16 protein-coding genes are annotated in these 19,464 nt (G+C 53.3%); all 16 read left to right on the forward strand.

Going from position 1 to position 19,464, the window contains the following annotated elements:
* Positions 1 to 399: 399 nt before the first annotated feature.
* The 16 genes from gyrA to ACA048_RS08415 all read left to right on the forward strand — a co-directional run bounded on the left by gyrA (position 400) and on the right by ACA048_RS08415 (position 19,418).
* Complete coding sequence (gyrA, locus tag ACA048_RS08340) at positions 400 to 3,054, forward strand: DNA gyrase subunit A (RefSeq protein ID WP_497628716.1); 2,655 nt, start codon at positions 400 to 402, stop codon at positions 3,052 to 3,054.
* A gap of 228 nt (positions 3,055 to 3,282) precedes the next feature.
* The gene (gene serC, locus ACA048_RS08345) at positions 3,283 to 4,368 is read left to right on the forward strand and encodes a 3-phosphoserine/phosphohydroxythreonine transaminase (protein WP_497628717.1); all 1,086 of its coding nucleotides are present in this window, start codon (positions 3,283 to 3,285) and stop codon (positions 4,366 to 4,368) included.
* Entirely contained in the window at positions 4,368 to 5,462 is a 1,095-nt protein-coding gene (gene pheA / locus ACA048_RS08350) for a prephenate dehydratase (protein ID WP_033055815.1), read from the forward strand. The genes serC and pheA overlap by 1 nt, the downstream gene beginning before the upstream one ends.
* A 10-nt stretch (positions 5,463 to 5,472) precedes the next feature.
* On the forward strand, positions 5,473 to 6,585 hold the full coding sequence (gene hisC, locus ACA048_RS08355; protein ID WP_497628718.1) for a histidinol-phosphate transaminase: 1,113 nt from the start codon (positions 5,473 to 5,475) through the stop codon (positions 6,583 to 6,585).
* A gap of 28 nt (positions 6,586 to 6,613) precedes the next feature.
* Complete coding sequence (locus ACA048_RS08360; RefSeq protein ID WP_497629825.1) at positions 6,614 to 8,821, forward strand: bifunctional prephenate dehydrogenase/3-phosphoshikimate 1-carboxyvinyltransferase; 2,208 nt, start codon at positions 6,614 to 6,616, stop codon at positions 8,819 to 8,821.
* Complete coding sequence (cmk, locus tag ACA048_RS08365; RefSeq protein WP_497628719.1) at positions 8,818 to 9,507, forward strand: (d)CMP kinase; 690 nt, start codon at positions 8,818 to 8,820, stop codon at positions 9,505 to 9,507. Before ACA048_RS08360 ends, cmk begins: the two co-directional genes overlap by 4 nt.
* Positions 9,508 to 9,627: 120 nt before the next feature.
* Positions 9,628 to 11,319 carry a 30S ribosomal protein S1 gene (gene rpsA / locus ACA048_RS08370; RefSeq protein ID WP_497628720.1) on the forward strand — a complete coding sequence of 564 codons (1,692 nt, stop codon included), beginning with the start codon at positions 9,628 to 9,630 and terminating at the stop codon, positions 11,317 to 11,319.
* A gap of 218 nt (positions 11,320 to 11,537) precedes the next feature.
* Complete coding sequence (locus ACA048_RS08375) at positions 11,538 to 11,816, forward strand: hypothetical protein (protein ID WP_497628721.1); 279 nt, start codon at positions 11,538 to 11,540, stop codon at positions 11,814 to 11,816.
* A 141-nt stretch (positions 11,817 to 11,957) separates the two neighbouring features.
* A complete protein-coding gene (gene ihfB, locus ACA048_RS08380) occupies positions 11,958 to 12,254 on the forward strand; it encodes an integration host factor subunit beta (RefSeq protein WP_003369729.1) in 297 nt (98 codons plus the stop codon).
* Positions 12,255 to 12,281: 27 nt separating this feature from the next.
* Entirely contained in the window at positions 12,282 to 12,521 is a 240-nt protein-coding gene (locus ACA048_RS08385; RefSeq protein WP_497628722.1) for a lipopolysaccharide assembly protein LapA domain-containing protein, read from the forward strand.
* Positions 12,522 to 13,159: 638 nt separating this feature from the next.
* Positions 13,160 to 14,389: a glycosyltransferase family 4 protein gene (locus ACA048_RS08390; RefSeq protein ID WP_497628723.1), complete on the forward strand. Its 1,230-nt coding sequence runs from the start codon at positions 13,160 to 13,162 to the stop codon at positions 14,387 to 14,389.
* An 8-nt stretch (positions 14,390 to 14,397) separates the two neighbouring features.
* Positions 14,398 to 15,255, forward strand: a complete 858-nt coding sequence (locus tag ACA048_RS08395; RefSeq protein ID WP_497628724.1) for a dTDP-4-dehydrorhamnose reductase family protein — start codon at positions 14,398 to 14,400, stop codon at positions 15,253 to 15,255.
* A 29-nt stretch (positions 15,256 to 15,284) separates the two neighbouring features.
* Positions 15,285 to 16,295: a polysaccharide biosynthesis protein gene (locus ACA048_RS08400; RefSeq protein WP_497628725.1), complete on the forward strand. Its 1,011-nt coding sequence runs from the start codon at positions 15,285 to 15,287 to the stop codon at positions 16,293 to 16,295.
* On the forward strand, positions 16,288 to 17,415 hold the full coding sequence (gene wecB / locus ACA048_RS08405; RefSeq protein ID WP_497628726.1) for a non-hydrolyzing UDP-N-acetylglucosamine 2-epimerase: 1,128 nt from the start codon (positions 16,288 to 16,290) through the stop codon (positions 17,413 to 17,415). The genes ACA048_RS08400 and wecB overlap by 8 nt, the downstream gene beginning before the upstream one ends.
* A 12-nt stretch (positions 17,416 to 17,427) precedes the next feature.
* Entirely contained in the window at positions 17,428 to 18,390 is a 963-nt protein-coding gene (locus ACA048_RS08410) for a UDP-glucose 4-epimerase family protein (protein ID WP_497628727.1), read from the forward strand.
* Positions 18,387 to 19,418, forward strand: coding sequence for an MraY family glycosyltransferase (locus tag ACA048_RS08415; RefSeq protein ID WP_497628728.1), 1,032 nt, complete (start codon positions 18,387 to 18,389; stop codon positions 19,416 to 19,418). Before ACA048_RS08410 ends, ACA048_RS08415 begins: the two co-directional genes overlap by 4 nt.
* Positions 19,419 to 19,464: the final 46 nt, after the last annotated feature.

Raw genomic sequence — 19,464 nt, forward strand, 5'->3', positions numbered from 1 at the left:
ACATTGGTTCTGTGATATGCCTGAAATCCTTGGCTCACATCAATCAAATGTGGGAGCGGGCTTGCTCGCGAAGAGGCCCTAACAGCCACCAAACAGCCCTATTTAACTGCAAAATCTGCATTCATCGCAGCTCTAAGCCCCTCTCGTCTCCCTCAAGCCTGTCATCGGTCAACTAACTATGCTCCATGCGCGTCTGGGGGATAGGTGCGTGGCGGCTCTTGTGATAACATCCGGCGTTTTCCGAGGCAGCCCCACGGGGTTGTCTTTACTGCGCAAATCCATGGTTCTTCTTGTTGATTTGTCGTAAGTCGGTGTATGGCACTCAGCCTGCAGCGGCGAGCTTCGTTCGTCCCATATGGATGTGACGAAGTTTCACCAGAAAAAGGAATCGAGCTTCTCATGGGCGAACTGGCCAAAGAAATCCTCCCGGTCAATATCGAAGACGAGCTGAAGCAGTCCTACCTCGACTACGCAATGAGCGTAATTGTCGGGCGGGCCCTGCCGGATGCGCGCGATGGCTTGAAGCCCGTGCACCGGCGTGTGCTGTTCGCGATGAGCGAGCTGGGCAACGACTTCAACAAGCCGTACAAGAAATCTGCCCGTGTTGTCGGTGACGTAATCGGTAAGTATCACCCGCACGGTGATACGGCGGTGTACGACACCATCGTCCGCATGGCGCAGCCGTTCTCGCTGCGTTACCTGCTGGTAGACGGTCAAGGCAACTTCGGTTCGGTGGACGGCGACAACGCCGCGGCCATGCGATACACCGAAGTGCGCATGACCAAGCTGGCGCACGAACTGCTGGCTGACCTGCACAAAGAAACCGTGGATTGGGTGCCGAACTACGACGGCACCGAAATGATCCCGGCGGTCATGCCGACCCGTATTCCCAACCTGTTGGTCAACGGCTCCAGCGGTATCGCCGTGGGCATGGCGACCAACATTCCGCCGCACAACCTCGGTGAAGTCATCGACGGTTGTCTGGCCCTCATCGACAACCCTGAGTTGACCATCGATGAGCTGATGCAATACATCCCTGGTCCGGACTTCCCGACCGCCGCGATCATCAACGGTCGCGCCGGCATCATCGAAGCCTACCGCACCGGTCGTGGCCGCATTTACATGCGCGCCCGCTCGACGATCGAAGACATCGACAAGGTCGGTGGCCGTCAGCAGATCGTCATTACCGAACTCCCTTACCAGCTCAACAAGGCCCGTCTGATCGAGAAGATCGCCGAGCTGGTCAAAGAGAAGAAGCTTGAAGGCATCACCGAGCTGCGCGACGAGTCCGACAAGGACGGTATGCGCGTCGTGATCGAACTGCGCCGCGGCGAAGTGCCTGAGGTGATCCTCAACAACCTCTACGCCCAGACCCAGCTGCAAGCGGTGTTCGGTATCAACATCGTTGCGCTGATCGACGGCCGTCCACGGATCCTGAACCTCAAGGACCTGTTGGAAGCCTTCGTTCGTCACCGTCGCGAAGTCGTTACCCGCCGTACCGTGTTCGAACTGCGCAAAGCTCGCGAACGTGGTCACATTCTGGAAGGTCAAGCGGTTGCCCTGTCGAACATCGACCCGGTCATCGCCCTGATCAAGGCCTCGCCAACGCCGTCGGAAGCCAAGGAAGCGCTGATCAGCACGGCCTGGGAATCCTCTGCCGTGGTGGCCATGGTCGAGCGTGCCGGTGCCGACTCTTGCCGTCCAGAAACTCTGGACCCGCAATACGGCCTGCGCGACGGCAAGTACTTCCTGTCGCCAGAACAGGCGCAAGCCATTCTGGAGCTGCGTCTGCACCGTCTGACCGGTCTGGAACACGAAAAACTGCTGGCCGAGTATCAAGAGATCCTCAACCAGATCGGCGAACTGATCCGCATCCTCAGCAGCGCCACGCGCCTGATGGAAGTGATCCGCGAAGAGCTGGAAGTGATCCGCGCAGAATACGGCGATGTGCGTCGCACCGAGATCCTCGATGCCCGTCTCGACTTGACCCTGGGTGACATGATCCCGGAAGAAGAGCGCGTCGTGACCATTTCCCACGGTGGCTACGCCAAGACCCAGCCATTGGCTGCGTACCAGGCTCAGCGTCGTGGCGGTAAAGGCAAGTCGGCTACCGGCGTGAAGGATGAGGACTACATCGCTCACCTGCTGGTCGCCAACAGCCACACCACGCTGCTGCTGTTCTCCAGCAAAGGCAAAGTGTACTGGCTGAAAACCTACGAAATTCCGGAAGCGTCCCGCGCTGCCCGTGGTCGTCCGCTGGTCAACCTGCTGCCGCTGGACAGTGATGAATACATCACGACCATGCTGCCGGTCGAGGAATACACCGAAGGTCACTTCATCTTCATGGCCACTGCCAAAGGCACCGTGAAGAAGACCCCGCTGGAATCCTTCAGCCGTCAACGCAGCGTCGGTCTGATCGCGCTGGAGCTGGACGAAGGTGACGTACTGATCTCTGCCGCCATTACCGATGGCGAGCGCGAAGTCATGCTGTTCTCCGACGGCGGCAAGGTCACTCGCTTTAAGGAAACCGACGTTCGCGCCATGGGCCGTACCGCTCGCGGTGTTCGCGGCATGCGTCTGCCGGAAGGCCAGAAGCTGATTTCCATGCTGATCCCGGAAGAAGGCAGCCAGATCCTCACCGCTTCGGCGCGTGGTTTCGGCAAGCGCACGGCGATCACCGAGTTCCCTGAGTACAAGCGTGGTGGTCAAGGCGTTATCGCCATGGTCAGCAACGACCGTAACGGCCGTCTGGTCGGCGCGGTCCAGGTGCTTGATGGCGAGGAAATCATGCTGATTTCTGACCAGGGCACGTTGGTTCGTACCCGTGTCGACGAAGTTTCCAGCCTGGGTCGTAACACTCAGGGCGTGACCCTGATCAAGCTGGCCAGCGATGAAACACTGGTCGGTCTGGAGCGGGTTCAGGAGCCGTCGGAAGTCGAAGGTGAAGAAATGGAAGGTGAAGAGGGTGCAGAGTTCGTTGGCGAAGTCGTGATAGACGACGTTGTTGACGATCAGCAACTCGATGCCGCCGCCGACGAAGAGCCACAAGAGTAAGCGAACAAACAGGGGGCGGATGAGAATTCGCCCCCTTGTTGTTTGTCCGCAATGAAATTTCGGCGCCCATGGAGATCGAGTGTGGGAGCGGGCTTGCTCGCGAAGACGGACTGACATTCAGCATCGATGTCGCCTGTTACACCGCTTTCGCGAGCAAGCCCGCTCCCACATTGAATGTGTGTCGACTGATAAGTTTGCATGACCTACCAAATCAGAGCGAGATTGGATGTGAGCAAGAGAGCCTATAACTTCTGTGCCGGTCCTGCGGCACTTCCCGAAGCTGTCCTGCAGCGCGCCCAGGGTGAACTCCTTGATTGGCACGGCAAGGGCCTGTCAGTCATGGAAATGAGCCATCGCAGTGATGAGTTCGTGTCCATTGCGACCAAGGCCGAGCAGGATCTGCGTGATCTGCTGAATATCCCCTCGAACTATAAAGTGCTGTTTCTGCAAGGCGGCGCCAGCCAGCAATTTGCTCAGATTCCTCTGAACCTGTTGCCGGAAAACGGCACTGCCGACTATATCGATACCGGTATCTGGTCGCAGAAAGCCATCGAAGAAGCTTCGCGCTACGGCAACGTAAATGTCGCCGCGACCGCCAAGCCTTACGACTATTTCGCTATTCCCGGTCAGAACGAATGGAGCCTGTCGAAAGACGCGGCCTACGTTCACTACGCGCCGAACGAAACCATCGGTGGTCTGGAATTCCAGTGGATCCCTGAAACCGGTGACGTTCCGCTGGTGGCCGACATGTCTTCGGACATTCTGTCGCGCCCGATCGATGTTTCGCGCTTTGGCATGATCTACGCCGGCGCCCAGAAAAACATCGGCCCGAGCGGCATCGTGGTCAACATCGTTCGCGAAGACCTGCTGGGTCACGCCCGTTCCCTGTGCCCGACCATGCTTAATTACAAGGTCGCGGCCGATAATGGCTCGATGTATAACACCCCGCCGACCTTGGCCTGGTACTTGTCCGGTCTGGTGTTCGAGTGGTTGAAAGAGCAGGGTGGTGTTGCAGCCATCGGCAAACTCAACGACGTGAAGCAGCGCACGCTGTACGACTTCATTGATGCCAGCGGCTTGTACAGCAACCCGATCAACAAATCGGACCGCTCGTGGATGAACGTGCCGTTTCGTCTGGCTGACGACCGCCTGGACAAGCCATTTTTGGCCGGTGCCGACGAGCGTGGCCTGTTGAACCTCAAAGGTCACCGTTCCGTGGGCGGCATGCGCGCCTCCATCTATAACGCCGTCGACATCGTTGCGGTCAACGCTCTGATTTCGTACATGGCAGAGTTCGAGAAGGAACACGGCTAATGTCTGAGCAAGAACTCAAGGCACTGCGCCTGCGCATTGATGCCCTGGACGAGAAAGTCCTGGAGCTGATCAGTGAGCGCGCACGCTGCGCCCAGGAAGTTGCGCGAGTAAAGATGGCCTCGCTGGCCGAAGGCGAAGTGCCGGTGTTCTATCGTCCTGAGCGCGAAGCTCAGGTGCTCAAGCGTGTGATGGAGCGTAATAAAGGGCCGCTGGGTAACGAAGAGATGGCGCGTCTGTTCCGCGAAATCATGTCTTCGTGCCTGGCGCTCGAGCAGCCGCTGAAAGTGGCTTACCTTGGTCCTGAAGGCACGTTCACGCAGGCGGCGGCCATGAAACACTTCGGCCACGCGGTGATCAGCAAACCGATGGCGGCGATCGACGAAGTGTTCCGCGAAGTAGCGGCCGGTGCGGTGAATTTTGGCGTGGTTCCGGTGGAAAACTCCACTGAAGGTGCGGTCAACCACACCCTCGACAGCTTCCTCGAACACGACATGGTCATCTGTGGTGAAGTCGAGTTGCGGATTCACCACCACCTGTTGGTCGGTGAAAACACCAAGACTGACAGCATTAGCCGCATCTATTCCCATGCCCAGTCGCTGGCCCAGTGCCGCAAGTGGCTGGACGCCCATTACCCGAATGTCGAGCGCGTGGCGGTGTCCAGCAATGCCGAAGCGGCCAAGCGGGTTAAAGGTGAGTGGAACTCGGCGGCAATTGCCGGCGACATGGCCGCTGGCCTGTACGGGCTGACCCGACTGGCCGAGAAAATCGAGGATCGTCCGGATAACTCCACGCGATTCCTGATGATCGGCAGCCAGGAAGTGCCGCCGACGGGCGACGACAAGACCTCGATCATCGTCTCCATGAGCAACAAGCCTGGCGCGCTTCACGAATTGCTGGTGCCGTTCCACGACAATGGCATCGACCTGACGCGAATCGAGACGCGTCCGTCGCGCAGCGGTAAATGGACCTACGTGTTCTTCATCGACTTCGTCGGCCACCATCGCGATCCATTGATCAAAGGTGTGCTGGAAAAGATCAGTCAGGAAGCAGTGGCACTCAAAGTGCTGGGTTCCTACCCGAAAGCAGTTCTCTAAGGGGTAGCAAATGAGTGATGACTTCCTCGCTCTGGCACAGCCGGGCGTGCAACAACTTTCGCCTTACGTCCCGGGCAAGCCTGTGGACGAACTGGCGCGCGAGCTGGACCTTGATCCGGCAAGCATCGTCAAACTGGCCAGTAATGAAAACCCGTTGGGCGCGAGTCCCAAAGCGCTGACGGCGATTCAGGATGCGCTGGCCGAGTTGACCCGGTATCCGGACGGCAATGGTTTTGCACTCAAGACCCTGTTGGCCGAGCAGTGCCGCGTCGAACTGAATCAAGTGACGCTGGGCAACGGCTCCAACGACATTCTGGAGCTGGTCGCACGTGCCTATCTGGCGCCGGGCCTCAACGCTGTGTTCAGCGAACACGCATTTGCGGTCTACCCGATTGTGACCCAGGCCGTTGGTGCTCAGGCCAAAGTGATACCCGCCAAAGACTGGGGGCATGACCTGTCGGCCATGCTGGCAGCGATTGATGCCGACACTCGCGTGGTCTTCATTGCCAACCCGAACAACCCTACCGGGACCTGGTTCGATGCCGAGGCGCTGGACGAATTCCTGCAGGATGTTCCGGCGCATGTGCTGGTGGTGCTGGACGAGGCCTACATCGAATACGCCGAGGGCAGCGATTTGCCGGACGGTCTGGACTATCTGGCGGCTTATCCGAACCTGCTGGTTTCACGCACGTTCTCCAAGGCTTACGGCCTGGCGGCGTTGCGAGTCGGTTATGGTTTGTCCACCGCCGTGGTCGCGGACGTGCTGAATCGCGTGCGTCAACCGTTCAACGTTAACAGTCTGGCACTGGCCGCTGCCTGCGCTGCGCTGCAAGACAGCGAATACCTGGCTGAAAGCCGTCGCCTGAACGAGTCCGGCATGCTGCAACTGGAAGCCGGTTTCCGTGAGTTGGGGTTGGGCTGGATTCCGTCCAAAGGCAACTTCATTTGCGTCGACCTCGGGCGCGTTGCTGCGCCGGTGTTTCAGGGCTTGTTGCGCGAAGGCGTGATCGTGCGTCCGGTGGCCAACTACGGCATGCCGAACCACCTGCGCATCACCATTGGTTTGCCGGCTGAAAACAGCCGCTTCCTTGAGGCGCTGACCAAGGTTCTGGCTCGTGGTTGATGTCACTGCACTGCAATCTGCTGCACCTATGATCGGTCGCCTGGTGGTGGTCGGTCTGGGATTGATCGGCGGTTCGTTCGCCAAGGGCTTGCGTGAAAGTGGCGTGTGCCGCGAAGTGGTCGGGGTCGATCTCGATCCGCAGTCGCGCAAGCTGGCGGTCGAGTTGGGCGTGGTGGATCACTGCGAAGAAGACCTGGCGATAGCTTGTCAGGGTGCCGACGTGATCCAGTTGGCCGTGCCGATCCTTGCCATGGAAAAAATGTTGGTGCGCCTGGCTGCAATGGATCTTGGTTCGGCCATTCTGACCGACGTCGGCAGCGCCAAAGGTAATGTCGTCCGTGCGGCGACCGAAGCCTTTGGCGGGATTCCGTCGCGTTTTGTGCCGGGGCATCCGATAGCCGGTTCCGAGCAGAGCGGGGTGGAAGCCTCCAACGCCGAGCTGTTCCGTCGTCATAAAGTGATTCTGACGCCGCTGGATCAAACCGATCCGGCCGCGCTGGCGGTGGTCGACCGTTTGTGGCGCGAATTGGGCGCCGATGTCGAGCACATGCAGGTCGAGCGCCACGATGAAGTGTTGGCGGCGACCAGCCATTTGCCGCACCTGTTGGCGTTCGGTTTGGTCGATTCGTTGGCCAAGCGCAATGAAAACCTAGAGATCTTCCGTTACGCTGCCGGCGGCTTTCGCGATTTCACAAGAATCGCGGGAAGCGACCCGGTCATGTGGCACGACATCTTCCTCGCCAACCGCGAAGCTGTCCTGCGCACACTTGATACATTTCGCAGCGACCTCGACGCCTTGCGCGACGCGGTCGATGCAGGGGATGGGCACCAATTGTTGGGCGTGTTCACTCGCGCCCGGGTTGCCCGCGAGCATTTCAGTAAAATCCTGGCCCGCCGGGCCTATGTGGACGCTATGAACTCCAACGACCTGATTTTCCTGGCACAACCTGGTGGCCGCCTGACTGGGCGGATTCGTGTACCGGGCGATAAATCGATTTCCCACCGTTCGATCATGCTCGGTTCCCTGGCTGAAGGCGTCACCGAAGTCGAAGGCTTCCTTGAGGGTGAAGACGCCCTGGCGACCCTGCAAGCCTTCCGCGACATGGGCGTTGTGATCGAAGGTCCGCACCATGGTCGTGTGACCATTCACGGTGTCGGCCTGCATGGCCTGAAGCCTGCACCAGGCCCGATCTATCTGGGCAACTCCGGCACCTCGATGCGCCTGCTGTCTGGCCTGTTGGCTGTGCAGAACTTCGACAGCACCTTGACCGGTGACGCTTCGCTGTCCAAGCGTCCGATGAATCGCGTGGCCAATCCGCTGCGTGAAATGGGCGCCGTGATCGAGACCGCTGCTGAAGGTCGTCCACCGATGACCATTCGTGGCGGCAACACGCTCAAAGGCCTGACCTACACCATGCCGATGGCCAGTGCTCAGGTGAAATCCTGTCTGTTGCTGGCCGGTTTGTACGCCGAGGGCAAGACCACCGTTACCGAGCCTGCACCGACCCGTGACCATACCGAACGCATGCTGCAAGGCTTTGGCTACCCAGTCACCGTCAATGGCGCGACCGCGTCGGTCGAATCCGGGCACAAACTGACTGCGACCCACATTGAAGTGCCGGGCGATATCTCGTCCTCCGCGTTCTTCCTGGTGGCCGCGTCGATCGCCGAAGGTTCGGAACTGGTGCTGGAACACGTCGGCATCAATCCGACCCGTACCGGCGTGATCGACATCCTGCGTCTGATGGGCGGCGATATCACCCTGGAAAACCAGCGTGAAGTCGGCGGCGAGCCCGTCGCGGACTTGCGCGTACGTGCAGCTAAACTCAAAGGTATCGAGATTCCCGAGGCGCTGGTTCCACTGGCCATCGACGAATTTCCGGTGCTGTTCGTGGCTGCGGCCTGTGCCGAAGGGCGCACGGTGCTACGTGGTGCTGAAGAGCTACGGGTCAAAGAGTCGGACCGGATTCAGGTCATGGCTGATGGCTTGCTGGCGCTGGGCGTCAAATGCGAACCGACCCCGGATGGCATCATTATCGACGGCGGCCAGATCGGCGGCGGCGAAGTGCATGGTCATGGCGATCACCGAATTGCCATGGCATTCAGCGTTGCTTCGCTGCGCGCTACTGCACCGATCCGCATCCATGATTGCGCCAACGTCGCGACGTCGTTCCCGAACTTCCTTGCGCTGTGCGCGCAGGTCGGTATCCGGGTTGCTGAAGAGGCTCAGTCGTGATCAACAAGTCGCCAGTCATTACCATTGATGGTCCGAGCGGTTCCGGTAAAGGTACGATCGCCGGGATACTGGCGAAGCGTCTGGGCTGGAACCTTCTGGATTCCGGAGCGCTGTACCGTTTGCTGGCGTTCGCCGCGCACAATCATGGTGTTGATCTGACCAATGAAGAGTTGCTGAAGGCGCTTGCGGCGCATTTGGACGTGCAATTCATCGGTGCGACGGACGGTCAACTGCAGCGAATCATTCTAGAAGGCGACGAAGTCAGCGATGTGATTCGTACGGAAAGTGTTGGCGCTGGTGCGTCCCAGGTCGCTGCATTGCCCGCGGTACGCGAGGCGTTACTGCAGCGTCAGCGTGCTTTTCAGGAAATGCCGGGACTGGTAGCCGATGGCCGAGATATGGGCACAGTGGTTTTTCCGGACGCACCTTTGAAGATTTTCCTCACTGCCAGTGCCGAGGAGCGTGCGCGCCGTCGATACTTGCAGTTGAAGGGCAAAGTCGATGGTGTTAGTCTGTCGAGTCTGCTAGATGAGATACGTGTCCGCGATGAGCGTGACACCCAGCGAGCGGTAGCCCCGCTCAAACCGGCGGCTGACGCCATACAGCTGGATTCCACGGAATTATCCATCGATCAGGTGCTGGAACGCATCATGAGCGAGATCGCCATTCGCGATATCGCCGGGTGACCAAGAAGGCCGCAGGGGACCAGTCATAGTCCTGCGGTGGCTTCTTTTAAATGAAACTAACCCATACCGTCTGGGGTGTGGAGATGGGCGTAGTCTTCGCCCTCATCAACAGGAATTAAAATGAGCGAAAGCTTTGCGGAACTCTTTGAAGAAAGCCTAAAAACCCTGAACCTTCAGGCAGGCTCCATCATCACCGGTGTTATCGTTGATATCGATTACCAAGCTCGCTGGGTAACCGTTCACGCTGGCCTGAAGTCTGAAGCACTCATCCCGCTTGAGCAGTTCTACAACGACGCTGGCGAACTGAACATCAACGTCGGTGACGAAGTTCACGTTGCTCTGGACTCGGTTGAAGACGGCTTTGGTGAAACCAAGCTGTCCCGTGAAAAAGCCAAGCGCGCTGAATGCTGGATTGTTCTGGAAGCAGCCTTCGCAGCCGAAGAAGTGGTCAAGGGCGTTATCAACGGTAAGGTTAAAGGCGGCTTCACTGTCGACGTTAACGGCATCCGTGCGTTCCTGCCAGGTTCTCTGGTTGACGTCCGTCCTGTGCGCGATACTACGCACCTGGAAGGCAAAGAGCTGGAATTCAAGGTCATCAAACTCGACCAGAAACGCAACAACGTTGTCGTTTCCCGTCGCAGCGTCCTCGAAGCCGAGAACTCCGCCGAGCGTGAAGCTCTGCTGGAATCCCTGCAGGAAGGTCAGCAAGTCAAAGGTATCGTCAAAAACCTCACCGATTACGGCGCATTCGTCGATCTGGGTGGCGTCGATGGCCTGCTGCACATTACTGACATGGCTTGGAAGCGTATCAAGCATCCTTCCGAAATCGTCAACGTTGGCGACGAGATCGATGTCAAGGTTCTGAAGTACGATCGCGAACGCAATCGTGTTTCCCTGGGCCTCAAGCAACTGGGTGAAGATCCATGGGTTGCTATCAAAGCCCGTTACCCAGAAAGCACTCGCGTTACCGCTCGTGTAACCAACCTGACCGACTACGGCTGCTTCGCTGAGCTGGAAGAAGGCGTTGAAGGTCTGGTACACGTTTCCGAAATGGACTGGACCAATAAGAACATCCACCCTTCGAAAGTCGTACAAGTCGGCGACGAAGTGGAAGTTATGGTTCTGGACATCGACGAAGAGCGTCGTCGTATCTCCCTCGGCATCAAGCAGTGCAAATCTAACCCATGGGAAGATTTCTCTGGCCAGTTCAACAAGGGCGATAAAATCTCCGGCACCATCAAGTCGATTACCGATTTCGGTATCTTCATTGGTCTGGACGGCGGCATCGACGGTCTGGTTCACCTGTCCGACATCTCCTGGAACGAAGTGGGCGAAGAAGCCGTTCGCCGCTTCAAGAAGGGCGACGAGCTGGACACCGTTATCCTGTCGGTTGACCCAGAGCGCGAGCGTATCTCCCTGGGTATCAAGCAACTGGAAAGCGATCCGTTCTCCGAGTACGTTCAAGAGAATGACAAAGGCGCAATCGTTAAAGGCATCGTGAAAGAAGTTGACGCTAAAGGCGCCATCATCACTCTGGCCGACGATATCGAAGCGACTCTGAAAGCCTCCGAAATCAGCCGTGATCGCGTTGAAGACGCGCGTAACGTTCTGAAAGAAGGCGAAGAAGTAGAAGCCAAGATCATCAGCGTTGACCGTAAGAGCCGTGTAATCCAGCTGTCGATCAAGTCGAAAGACGTTGAAGACGAGAAAGAAGCAATCCAGAGCTTGAAAGACAAGCCTACGGATAGCGTCGCTGCTGGTCCTACCACTCTGGGCGACCTGTTGCGTGCACAAATGGAAAAACAGAACTAAGTTCTGTCAGACCATAGGAAAAGGGCGACTTCGGTCGCCCTTTTTTGTGCCTGCGATTTGATGGTCATCGCTGGTGCTTGCGGCTGCAATCGTTGTTTGTGAAACCAATATCTGCGATGCGCTGTCTTTTTCTTTAATCAGATCAATCGTTTGTTTGCAGCTAACCTTTGGCCTGAAGTGAGCGACAGTCGGGTAGGGTGTCTGACATAAGGAAGTGAATGAACAAGCTCATTGTCGCAATGGCAGTTCTGATATTGGCGGGTTGTACTACTAATGCCAAGACTCACGTCGTACGTGGGGTCAGTGGTATCGAGATTGATTGTTCGGGGCTGGGCTCCGGGTGGGAAAAATGTCGCAAGCGTGCGGAAAAGGAGTGTAAGGCTGCGGAGTATAAAGTCCTGGCAAGGTCCGATGATGTGAAGGAAGAAGATGTATTCCCTTTTGGTTTCAATCCTGCGGGGTATCTGACACGGACCATGCTGGTGGTCTGTCGTTGAGGTTGATTTGTGTTGTAGCTGTTTGAGATTGGTAGGCTTCCTCGGTAAAGATATGTCAACGCTCAGGCTGTTCAAATTCTTCCGGGCATGCTAAAACCTTTGAAGCGCTTTTCCTAGCTGCTTGAAAAAGAAGGGAAAAATATGACGAAGTCGGAGTTGATAGAACGAATTGTCACCCATCAAGGGCTGCTCTCGTCCAAGGATGTTGAGCTGGCCATCAAGACCATGCTTGAACAAATGTCACAATGCCTGGCCACTGGGGATCGTATTGAGATCCGTGGGTTTGGCAGTTTCTCTTTGCACTATCGGGCGCCGCGGGTTGGGCGTAATCCGAAAACCGGTCAGTCGGTTAGCCTGGATGGAAAGTTTGTTCCGCATTTCAAGCCGGGGAAAGAACTGCGTGATCGTGTGAACGAAGACGAGGAGGAAGGGCTTTGACAGTGGCCGAAATTCTAGGAGGCGCTCATGCATAATCTCAAGCGCGTACTAATGGCATTGTTCGCTTTGTTGATGATTTTGGCGATTCTGGCTTTTATTCTCGAGAATCAGCAATCGGTTTCCTTGTTGTTTCTCGGTTGGGCGGGGCCGCAACTGCCGGTATCGCTGGTGATGATTCTTGCTTTACTGATCGGCATGGTTATAGGTCCGATTTTCGTTTGGCTGCTGGGGCGTGCGTCTAGGGCTTCTCGCAAGCGCCTTGTCTGATCGAGACGGGCCCGAGGAACACGTCATATTTGCGTCGTAGATTGTCTGTAGTTATTAGTAAAACCGGCACTAAGCTGTAAAATAGAGTGTTTTTCCGAGTGGTGGTATATGGCCGCTCCGGTTGAGGTTAGCTCTGTCAGAGGCCTTAGCTAGCACGGATGGCTTTGCATCATGGATTGGGCAGTGGTAGATCGATGGCTGTCAGGAACTCAAGGTATAGTTTTGCATGAAAACGCTCGTAACCTGCGGCGCTGGATTTATCAGTTTGGTATTCATTCGTCATATCATCCCCAGTAAGAGCGACTCGGTAGTTAATGCTGATAAGCTTGCTTTCGCAGGTAGTCTTGAAGCGCCGATCGACGTTAACCAGAAGCCCCGTTATGTTTTGGAGGGGGGGTTATTGTCTTGTGGCTTTTATTCGTCAGTCATTTCCCTTGGCGCTCTCATCCTCGCTGATTGGGTGTTTACGTGTCGATTTGTCGAGAGCTGTTGGAGTTTTACAGAGGTATAGCTCTGCTGTTTATCTAGTGTTTTTTTTATGTTTGCTAGTGGGCTATTTTTTTTCAAATTTTCGAAGGCTTTCGCGGAATGAAGTTGTTATTGATAGCGCGCTTATTTAACAGGTTTGATGGGCGTATATGCGTATTTTACTGATGTCCCAATATTTTTGGCCTGAGTCATTTGTAATAAATGATTTGGCGATCAAGCTTGCTAGCAAGGGGCATGAAGTTACCGTTGCCACAGGGAAACCAAATTATCCCGATGGGGATATTTATGATGGTTACAGTGCCAAGGGAGTGCAGTGCGAGCGCTATTCCTCGTTGATCGATGTGGTTCGTGTGCCAGTTTATCCTCGTGGTAAGGGAGGGGCTAAAAAACTGGTATTGAATTACTTGTCATTTGTTGTGATGGGACTTTGGTATTTCCCTAGGCTCCTTAAAGGGAAAAAATTCGATTTTATTATAGTTTTTGCCCCTTCGCCTATTCTCCAGGTAATACCCGCGATACTTTTGAAGTGGCTCAAGCGCGCGCACTTAGCTGTCTGGGTGCAGGACTTATGGCCGGAAAGTCTTTCTGCGACCGGGTTTGTTAAAAAATCATGGGTGCTCAAGTCAGTGGGGTATATGGTTCGGGGTATTTATAAGTGTTGTGATACTCTGTTGCTGCAGTCTCAGGCTTTTTTTGAGCCGACAAAAAAACATGCTAGTTCTGAAAAGTTGGTTTATTTTCCAAACTCAATAGATAGCACAAAATTTTCAGTTATAGGGGATGTGATTCCCGAAGCTCTGAAAAGTGAGCTCGAAAGCCATTTTAGCGTGGTGTTTGCGGGTAACGTTGGTACGGCTCAGTCAGTGGAAAGTATTGTTGCGGCCGCGTCGTTATTAAAGCAAGAAGCAGAGGTGAGGATATTCATCGTCGGCAGTGGCAGCATGCTCGAATGGGTGGTAAGCCAAAAAAAATCACTTCATCTGGATAATCTGGTGTTGCCTGGTCGCTTTCCAGCGGACGCCATGCCTGAAATATTTGAATGTGCTGCTGCGTTGTTGGTTTCTCTGAATGATGAGGAAATTTTCTCTTATACTATTCCTAGCAAAATTCAGGCTTATCTTGCCGCCGGTCGCCCGATTATTGCGGCCTTAAGGGGTGAGGGGGCTCGGGTGATCAGTGAGTCTGGCGCCGGATTGGTGTGCCCCCCTGCAAGTGGTCAGTTGTTGGCTGCAACCATTTTAGCATTGAAAGAGAGCTCAAGCGTTGAGCGTGATAAAATGGGGGCGGCAGGATTGAAATATTTTAATGAAAATTTTGATATGGATTTTCAAAGCGGTCGATTGATTGATATCTTGACTGCGCGTCTCAACAGAAAATAGGTGTCGGAATGCGTGTATTGGTCTTGGGTGCAACAGGTATGCTGGGTAATGCTGTTTTCAAAGTGCTCAGCAGTTCGTCTGCATTGAGTGTTATTGGAACGGTTCGTAATGCTAAAGCAATTGATAGTTTTGATAGCAAAGTTAAAGGCAGTTTGATATCGGGCGTTGATGTTCTTGATCAAGACTCGTTGGTTGATGTCTTTGAGCGGTCTAAGCCTGATGTTGTAATTAATTGTATTGGGTTGATCAAACAATTAAGCTCTGCTAAAGATCCTTTGTCGGTATTGCCCATTAACGCGATGTTGCCCCATCGGCTGGCTAAGCTGTGTGCTTTGGTCGGGAGTCGCTTAGTACATATTAGTACTGACTGTGTTTTTTCCGGTCGAAAAGGTATGTATAAAGAAAGCGATATTTCTGATGCTGAAGATTTGTATGGGAAATCTAAGTATATCGGAGAGATTGTTGACCAGCCGCATGTCATTACTCTTCGTACTTCTATTATCGGACATGAACTGAATAGTCAATCATCGCTCATTGACTGGTTTCTTTCGCAATCGGGCTCTGTCAAAGGGTTTTCAAAAGCTGTTTTTTCCGGGTTGCCAACGGTTGAGCTGGCTCGCGTCATTCTAGATTTTGTAATCCCGCAGCCCACCCTCCAGGGGTTATACCATGTCTCCGCACAGCCAATCGATAAGCTGACGTTGTTGCGCCATGTCGCCAAGATTTATCAAAAAGAAATCAGCATTGTCCCGGATGAGCAGCTACAAATTGATCGGTCATTAGATTCGTCCCGGTTCCGAACGGCTACAGGGTATGCGCCTCCACAGTGGCCTGATCTAATTGAAGCTATGCGCGCTAACCGTTAAACTTCCATCTTTAAATTTTGGTGATCAATATGTTCGACGATAAGATTTTGATGATAACGGGCGGTACTGGTTCGTTTGGAAATACTGTACTCAAGCGTTTTCTCGATACTAACGTCAAGGAAATTCGTGTTTTTAGTCGTGATGAAAAAAAACAGGAAGACATGCGTATAGCGTTAGGTAATGACAAAGTCAAATTTTATATTGGCGATGTCAGAGACTACGCTAGTGTTTCCCAAGCGATGGTCGGTGTGGACTACATATTTCACGCCGCGGCGCTAAAACAAGTTCCATCTTGTGAGTTTTACCCGATGGAGGCCGTTAAAACCAACGTAATTGGTACTGAAAACGTACTCAATGCGGCTATCGCCAATAATGTTAGTCGAGTCGTTGTTCTTAGTACTGACAAAGCTGTGTACCCCATTAACGCAATGGGTATCTCCAAGGCTATGGCTGAGAAGCTTGTAGTTGCCAAGTCCCGGATCATTCCCGAAACTGGACCTGTCATCTGCTCTACCCGTTACGGAAATGTTATGGCGTCTCGAGGATCGGTAATTCCTCTTTTTGTCAAACAGCTTAAAGATGGTCATGAGCTGACTGTTACAGATCCAAGTATGACGCGTTTTCTGATGTCACTTGATGACTCTGTTGATTTGGTTCTTCACGCATTTGAGCATGCCGAGCAAGGCGACATTTTTGTTCAAAAAGCACCGGCATCCACTGTTGCTGATTTGGCTCAGGCGCTTAAAGAGCTCTTCTTGGGCGATAACGCAATCAAAGTCATCGGTACTCGTCACGGCGAAAAACTGTACGAATCACTAATTTCACGTGAAGAAATGGCCAAAGCCGAGGATATGGGGCGGTACTATCGTATTCCCGCCGATAATAGGGATCTTAATTACAAGAAATATTTTGTCGAAGGCGAACAAAATATTTCCGAATTGGATGACTATACTTCGCATAATACCGAGCGTTTGGATGTTCCTGGCATTAAAGAACTTTTGTTAAAATTGGACTTCATTAAGGAGCAATTAGATGCTTAAGGTTATGACGCTGGTGGGAACACGGCCCGAACTTATTAAGATGAGTCGCGTTATTGCAGAATTGGACAAGCAGACTGATCATGTTCTCGTTCACTCTGGTCAAAATTATGACTATGAGTTGAATCAGGTTTTTTTTGATGATCTTGAAATTCGAAAGCCTGACCATTTTCTTGGTGCTGTGGGTGAGACAGCAGCGCAGACTATTGCTGAAGTTATCTCGAAGTCAGACGCGATATTTGAACTAGAAAAGCCCGACGCACTTTTGTTGTATGGGGATACTAATACCTGCTTAGCTGTAATCGCGGCTAAGCGTCGAAAAATTCCGGTTTTTCATATGGAAGCAGGCAATCGTTGTTTTGATCAGCGAGTGCCCGAAGAGTTGAATCGTAAGGTTCTTGACCATCTGAGTGATATTAATCTGGTTTTGACTGAGCATGCTCGTCGGTATCTCTTAGATGAAGGCATTAGGCCTGAAACGATCATTAAAACCGGTTCGCACATGGAGGAAGTTCTTGATCATTATATGCCGAAAATTTTGGCGTCTAATATCTTGGAGCGTGAGCAGCTGGAGGATGGCAAGTTTTTTGTAGTTAGTGCTCACCGCGAGGAAAATGTCGATACACCTGGAAACCTGATCGATCTCCTAGGGTCGCTTCGTGCATTGGCCGATAATTATGGATTTCCAGTTATTGTCTCTACGCATCCACGCACGCGAAAACGTCTTGAAGCATTGGGCGAGTCCCTTGAGCATCCGTTGATTCGGTTTGTCAAGCCATTTGGTTTGTTAGATTATATCAAGTTGCAGATGGGTTCGTTTTGTGTCCTGTCTGACAGCGGAACCATTACCGAAGAGGCCTCTTTGTTGAACCTCCCGGCGGTGACAATTCGTAATGCTCATGAGCGCCCCGAGGGAATGGATGAGGGAACACTCATCATGTGTGGGCTCAAAGTTGACCGGGTGCTGGATGCAGTGCGGGTTGTGACAAGTCAGCATCACCGTGGGGCTCGTGTCATTCCTGTTGTAAAGGACTATCTTGGCGGCCCAGTCTCAAAACAGATAGCACGAGTTGTTTATAGTTATACGGACTATATTAATCGTACCGTATGGTCTAAGGCATAAAAGGGTGGACGCATGCGCGTATTGGTGACGGGATCGTCTGGATTTGTTGGCAGTAGGCTGCTTAAGGTTTTAGCAAACAAAAAAAACGTTGAGGTTTATGCAGCCGCGCGTCGTGAGTCTATCGATTGTCCTGTAACGGTGCGCATGCTCAAAAATTTTGAACTTTCCTCTTCTGTGGATTGGACGCCAAATTTGATTGGTATGGACGTTATCGTCCATACGGCGGCTCGAGTTCATGTTATGAACGATCAAGCATTAGATCCTCTGGAGGCATTTAGAGCAGTTAATGTTAAAGGGACGCTAAAGCTTGCTGAGCAGGCTGCCTTAGCTGGTGTTCGTCGTTTCGTTTTTATAAGCTCTATAAAGGTCAATGGAGAGAGCACGACAAAGAGTGATGCTTACTCACCTGAGACAGCACCTGCACCTCTAGATCCGTATGGTGTTTCCAAAATGGAAGCGGAATTAGGGCTGAAAGCTATTGCCGAAAGGACAGGGATGGAGGTTGTAATAATCAGACCTGTATTGGTTTATGGGCCTGGTGTTAAGGCGAATTTTTTGAAGATGATGCAATGGCTTGATAAAGGCGTTCCTTTACCATTTGGTGCGATTCGAAATAGTCGAAGCCTTGTTGCGTTAGATAACTTAGTTGACCTTATTGTTTTATGTATGGAGCATCCTTCGGCTGCCAATCAGACCTTCATGGTAAGTGACGGTGAAGACCTGTCGACTTCTGAACTATTGCGGAGAATGGCGCGTGCGTTGGACAAGCCCGCGCGTCTACTTCCTGTGCCAGTATGGATACTTCGCTTGGGCGCTCGCCTTCTTGGGAAGACAGATCTGTCGCAACGGCTATGTGGATCGCTTAGGGTAGATATAAGCAAGACTCGCGAAGTTTTAGGCTGGAAACCATTAGTTTCGGTGGATTCAGCCTTGAAGGAGGCGGCTATGCACTTTCAAGAGAGTCGCAAACAATGATTTACTGGTGGTTAATTCCTGCTGTGGCCATTACTTCGTTATGTCTTACTGCGGGATTACGTCGCTATGCGCTTGCTTTAAGTATTATTGATATCCCCAACGCTCGTAGCTCTCATTCGGTTCCGACGCCGCGGGGGGGAGGGGTTGCAATCGTTGTAGCTTTCCTGTTCTCACTACCATTATTGAGTTGGGCAAATCTAGTTCCCTGGGAAGCCCTGGTGGCTTTAGGCGGTGCTGGAGGATTGGTTGCGGTCATCGGTTTTATGGATGATCACGGGCATATAGCCGCTCGATGGCGCTTACTTGGTCATTTCAGTGCTGGTGCTTGGGCGTTGTTCTGGTTTGGTGGGCTTCCTTCTGTCACTGTTATTGGTTGGACAGTTGATCTCGGCTGGGTCGGACACCTTCTTGGGGTCATTTACTTGGTTTGGATGCTAAATCTTTACAATTTCATGGATGGAATTGACGGTGTTGCTAGTATTGAGGCTTTGTGTGCTTGCCTCGGGGCCTGTTTACTTTACTGGCTTGGCGGGTTTACTGAGCTTTTATGGACTCCTTTGATACTGGCAATGGCCGTTGCCGGGTTTCTCTATTGGAATTTTCCTCCTGCACGTATTTTTATGGGGGACGCGGGAAGCGGGTTTTTGGGTATCACCCTGGGAATGATTTCGTTACAGGCTTCTTGGGTTTCATCGCAGCTACTTTGGGTATGGCTTATCCTCTTGGGCGTGTTTATTGTCGATGCGACATTTACACTGCTACGTCGGCTGGTTCGAGGAGACAAGGTTTACGAAGCTCACCGCAGCCATGCTTATCAGTACGCTACGCGAATTGCTGGAAAGCACTTGCCAGTCACGCTTGCGGTGGGAGGCATCAACCTGTTTTGGTTGTTACCTATCGGAATCTGCGTAACAAAGTTTGGGCTTGATGGAGCGCTCGGGCTGATGATCGCCTACTTTCCTCTAATCGTCTTGGCCATAATGTTTCACGCAGGGGAGTTAGAAAAGACGCCATCCTCAGGTGTTTAGACTTGATGTTGTAAAGTGTTGATTGTATGCGAATGTGGCACTCAAA

It is taken from the genome of Pseudomonas sp. LBUM1659, from assembly GCF_059716045.1.

Coding starts and splice junctions, on each gene's coding strand:
- rpsA (WP_497628720.1), top strand. CDS start 9,628: ATGAGCGAAAGCTTTGCGGAACTCTTTGAAGAAAGCCTAAAAACCCTG.
- ihfB (WP_003369729.1), top strand. CDS start 11,958: ATGACGAAGTCGGAGTTGATAGAACGAATTGTCACCCATCAAGGGCTG.
- gyrA (WP_497628716.1), top strand. CDS start 400: ATGGGCGAACTGGCCAAAGAAATCCTCCCGGTCAATATCGAAGACGAG.
- ACA048_RS08395 (WP_497628724.1), top strand. CDS start 14,398: ATGCGTGTATTGGTCTTGGGTGCAACAGGTATGCTGGGTAATGCTGTT.
- wecB (WP_497628726.1), top strand. CDS start 16,288: ATGCTTAAGGTTATGACGCTGGTGGGAACACGGCCCGAACTTATTAAG.
- ACA048_RS08400 (WP_497628725.1), top strand. CDS start 15,285: ATGTTCGACGATAAGATTTTGATGATAACGGGCGGTACTGGTTCGTTT.
- ACA048_RS08415 (WP_497628728.1), top strand. CDS start 18,387: ATGATTTACTGGTGGTTAATTCCTGCTGTGGCCATTACTTCGTTATGT.
- ACA048_RS08385 (WP_497628722.1), top strand. CDS start 12,282: ATGCATAATCTCAAGCGCGTACTAATGGCATTGTTCGCTTTGTTGATG.
- pheA (WP_033055815.1), top strand. CDS start 4,368: ATGTCTGAGCAAGAACTCAAGGCACTGCGCCTGCGCATTGATGCCCTG.
- ACA048_RS08375 (WP_497628721.1), top strand. CDS start 11,538: ATGAACAAGCTCATTGTCGCAATGGCAGTTCTGATATTGGCGGGTTGT.
- ACA048_RS08360 (WP_497629825.1), top strand. CDS start 6,614: ATGATCGGTCGCCTGGTGGTGGTCGGTCTGGGATTGATCGGCGGTTCG.
- ACA048_RS08410 (WP_497628727.1), top strand. CDS start 17,428: ATGCGCGTATTGGTGACGGGATCGTCTGGATTTGTTGGCAGTAGGCTG.
- hisC (WP_497628718.1), top strand. CDS start 5,473: ATGAGTGATGACTTCCTCGCTCTGGCACAGCCGGGCGTGCAACAACTT.
- ACA048_RS08390 (WP_497628723.1), top strand. CDS start 13,160: ATGCGTATTTTACTGATGTCCCAATATTTTTGGCCTGAGTCATTTGTA.